The following is a 3,990-nucleotide window of genomic DNA, read 5'->3' as shown; positions in this document are numbered from 1 at the left end:
ACAGTGTCAGCACAAAGCGTTATTGTCGTCTCAGCACAATTCACACGCGTCGTGTACGCTAAGCCTTCATTTTGCTCAGCACAGGACCGCGATCTTATGTTGGTGACTATGACAGACAAAGAACTTTACCGGCTTGGCATCATTCAGCGAGTATTTGACCGGGCTTTGCTTCAGCGCGACGCAGCAGACATACTTAAGCTCAGTGTTCGTCAGGTGCAGCGTCTTGTGCGTCTGTACCGGACAGATGGCGCAACCGCATTTGCATCTTCCCGCCGTGGACGTCCTGCAAACAACCGGATCGATGAAGAAACACGCTGTAAAGCCCTGGATTTGATCCGGTGCCACTATTCAGATTTTGGCCCAACGCTCGCAACCGAAAAACTGGCTGAACGCCATCATATATATCTCTCCGTTGAAACCATCCGTAACTGGATGACAGCCGACGGTCTCTGGCGTCCTCATTCCCGCCGGCGAACCCGGGTTTACCAGCCGCGCTATCGTCGCGACTGTTTCGGCGAACTGGTTCAGATCGATGGCTCTCACCATGACTGGTTCGAAGGAAGAGCCCCAAAATGCTGTCTTCTGGTCTTCATGGATGACGCCACAGGTCGCCTGATGCACCTGCGATTCTGTGATTCAGAAAACGCGTTTGACTACATGATGGCTACCCGGCAATACATTGATAAACATGGTAAACCTGTCGCATTTTACAGCGACAAGCATGCGGTGTTCAGGGTCAGCGGACCCGAGAGCCGACGTACCGGCACAACCCAGTTCGGACGGGCTCTCCGGGAACTGGCGATCGAATTGATTTGTGCCAACAGCAGCCAGGCAAAAGGTCGCGTGGAACGGGTAAATAAAACGCTCCAGGATCGACTGATTAAAGAGATGCGCCTGCAGAACATCAGCTCGGTTGCTGAAGCCAATCAGTGGATTGAACATTTCATGTCTGATTTTAACCGTCGTTTCTCCCGGCCGGCAAAATACCCTAAAGATCTGCACCGTGCGGTCACACAGAGTCCACTGGAGCTGAATGATATCTTCGCCTGGCAGGAGCTACGGACCTTATCGAAAGCACTGACTTTTCAGTATGATAAAGTCATGTATATCATTGAACCCACCGAACAAAATACGCGCATAGCAGGTGAAAAAATTACCGTTTATGATTACCCTGACGGAAGCATTACTTTCCGGCATCAGCACCGGCCACTGGGTTATAAGATTTTCGATAAACTGACCTGCGTTGATCAGGGGGCGGTTGTTGATAACAAACGACTGGGTGCCGTTCTGAGGCTGGCACAGCAGAAACAGGACGAGCTGGAGGCTGAAGGAAAGCGAATGCGCAGTACAAAAATGCCCCGCAGGCGCGCTCAGGAGCGTGCACTGGAAGAGCTCAGGGCGATCAACCCGGTGCTGGCCAGTCCGCAGGATTTTATCCCCAGCCTGAAGCGATGAGCCCTTCCCTCACCTGTGGATCTGATATGGCCGACAGATGAGAGAAAAATGGACGACAACAAACCAGTGCTCCTGACACTTCACGAAGCGCTACGCCTGGATTTGATTGAAGCCTATATGGCGCGGGAAATCACGCTGGCAGAAGTGGCAGAGTCCATGGAGCTCACCCGTCGTCAGTGCTCCCGCCTGATTAAGCGCTATCGCGAGCTGGGGCCAGCCGGTCTGGTCAGCCGGCGCCGTGGAAAGCCCGGCAATCATCAGTTAAACACCACCATCAGAGATCAGGCACTGCAGCTTATTCGCTCACGCGGCCGGGGTATGAATCCGTCAGCCATCTGGCGAATTCTGACCACAGAATACGGTGTCCGGATTTCAAAAGAGACCGTACGTAAACTGATGATAGCCGAGAAAACCTGGCAACCACGTTCTTCCTCCAAAGCCTGACTCAACCTTAAAAAGGCATTGTCCAGACTCTCCACTGACGTCAGGTCAGCTTTGTTTTCAGCACGACATTTCAACATTGGCTAGACATACAGTGTAACAGCTAAATTGAGATGTCCGTCTCTGACCAAATAGACATGTCCGCGCTACAGTCTCGCCACCGCGATCGCTGCTTTCAAAGGATGAGACTCATGACGGCATACGGAACGGAGTTTTTCTCGATGAACGATGTAAACCGACTCAGGATCCTGCAGGACGTTATCGACCGGCGTCTTACCACGCGTCTTGCAGCAACCCGACTTGAGATCTCTGACAGGCACTGCCGCCGGCTACTCGAGCGCTATCGTGAACACGGACCGCTATCGCGGGTTAACCGCCGACGTGGTCAGCCTAGTAACCGACAGTTGATGCCTGGCCTCGCTGAGCGTGCGCTGCGCATCATTCGCGAACGTTACGCCGACTTTGGCCCGACATTGGCCTGCGAGAAGCTTGCTGAGATTCATGACCTTTATCTTGCTAAAGAGACTGTACGTAAGCTTATGACCCGGGATGGTTTATGGATCCCTCGTAAGTTACGGCCACCTCGTGTGCATCAGCCACGCCCACGTCGGGCCTGCACCGGCGAACTCATCCAGATTGATGGCAGTGAACATCGCTGGTTCGAGGACCGTGGTCCGGCCTGCACGCTGCTCGTTTACGTTGATGATGCAACAAGTCGGTTGATGCAGCTTCTGTTCGTCAGTTCGGAGTCCACGTTCACCTATTTTGAAGCCACCCGGGGATATCTGGAGCGCTACGGTAAGCCTCTGGCATTCTACAGCGACAAAGCCAGCGTCTTCAGGATCAACAACAAGCAGGCCACCGGCGGAGATGGCCAGACTCAGTTTGGTCGTGCCATGAACGAGCTGAATATCACTGGTATCTGTGCCAACACCAGTTCAGCCAAGGGGCGTGTTGAACGGGCTCATCTGACATTACAGGACCGCCTGGTCAAGGAACTGCGGCTCCGCGGTATCAGCACACCTGAGGCTGCAAACGCCTTTGCTGATGAGTTCATGGAAGATTACAACCGTCGGTTTGCAAAGCCGCCACGTCACGATTTTGACGTACATCGCCAGCTGGATAATGGCGAAAACCTGCAGGCGACATTCACCTGGCGCGAGCAGCGTAAGGTCTCGAAAAACCTGACATTACAGTATGATAAAAAGCTTTATCTGCTTGAAGATAATGAAGAAAACCGGCGTTTTCAGGGGAAGTACATCGAGGTATGGCAATACCCGGATGGTGACATTGAGCTCCGGGCCAGCGGCACTTCCCTGCCCTTTACCACTTACGACCGACTGGGAGAACTGGACCAGGGCGCCATCATCGACAACAAGCGTCTGGGACGTGCCCTGGAAATGATAAAGCTGGTTCAGGACAAACGGGACAACACCCGCTCACAGGCCCTGCCATCACTGGACGGCCAGACCTCACGCAGAAAGAAACAACCCGGCAAGAAATCACAACGAAGTCTGGACCATAACGACATGCTGGAAGCCCTGCAGCAACTTCAGACCCGGAGTAAAGACATCTTCGGCAAAGGCTGAAACATAACCTACATGCGGACATTTCAATTTAGATTGATGTTCAGGATAAACGCGATAACAACCGTTCACAGGCGATCCCTGCCGGTGATGGCTCTTTGCGGCGGCGCAGAAAACCAACAGAGAAATAATCGCAGCGCTCACTGAACGGCGACGACATGTTAGATGCGTTGAAGACATTGCAGTCACGTTCTGAGAAAAGTTCCAATGTTTAACGAGCGATTAAAAAATATATTAAATCATTATTCTCTCATTTCTCTGTTGCAATACTGACCTCCCAGGGCCTGTGTAATTCTGTCACCAAATAGTATCGTCAGACTACGATCATAGTAAATGGTTTCACCAGTGATAGATTCATGCTTTAATATTATCCCATAGCCATATCTTTCAAGCATATTCATACCCACCCTTGCCAAATTGTAAGAATAATTTATTCCCCAAATGGAACCATTTCTTCCTTCAAAAAACTCCGCTCTGTAATATCTTTTTAGAAATTCATAGTGTGCGT

Annotated in this window: 4 protein-coding genes; 3 read left to right on the top strand and 1 reads right to left on the bottom strand. The window is 51.7% G+C overall.

What is annotated here, in order from left to right:
• Window positions 1-108 precede the first annotated feature (108 nt).
• The 3 genes from ACOI7D_RS27565 to ACOI7D_RS27555 all read left to right on the top strand — a co-directional run bounded on the left by ACOI7D_RS27565 (window position 109) and on the right by ACOI7D_RS27555 (window position 3,485).
• Complete coding sequence (locus tag ACOI7D_RS27565; RefSeq protein ID WP_077253535.1) at window positions 109-1,455, top strand: ISNCY family transposase; 1,347 nt, start codon at window positions 109-111, stop codon at window positions 1,453-1,455.
• A gap of 48 nt (window positions 1,456-1,503) precedes the next feature.
• Window positions 1,504-1,899, top strand: a complete 396-nt coding sequence (locus ACOI7D_RS27560) for a helix-turn-helix domain-containing protein (protein ID WP_004143398.1) — start codon at window positions 1,504-1,506, stop codon at window positions 1,897-1,899.
• Between the two features lie 188 nt (window positions 1,900-2,087).
• Window positions 2,088-3,485, top strand: coding sequence for an ISNCY family transposase (locus tag ACOI7D_RS27555; protein WP_009653207.1), 1,398 nt, complete (start codon window positions 2,088-2,090; stop codon window positions 3,483-3,485).
• Between the two features lie 239 nt (window positions 3,486-3,724).
• On the opposite strand, the gene ACOI7D_RS27550 is transcribed toward ACOI7D_RS27555, so the two are convergent.
• The coding region (locus ACOI7D_RS27550; RefSeq protein ID WP_224774730.1) for a hypothetical protein at window positions 3,725-3,990 on the bottom strand (266 nt) is incomplete at its 5' end.

The sequence above is a fragment of the Klebsiella sp. C360 genome (assembly GCF_048822415.1).
GTDB classification, from domain to species: domain Bacteria; phylum Pseudomonadota; class Gammaproteobacteria; order Enterobacterales; family Enterobacteriaceae; genus Klebsiella; species Klebsiella quasipneumoniae.
The sequence above is the reverse complement of the archived record's forward strand: the minus strand, read 5'-3'. Positions and strand labels throughout refer to the sequence as shown.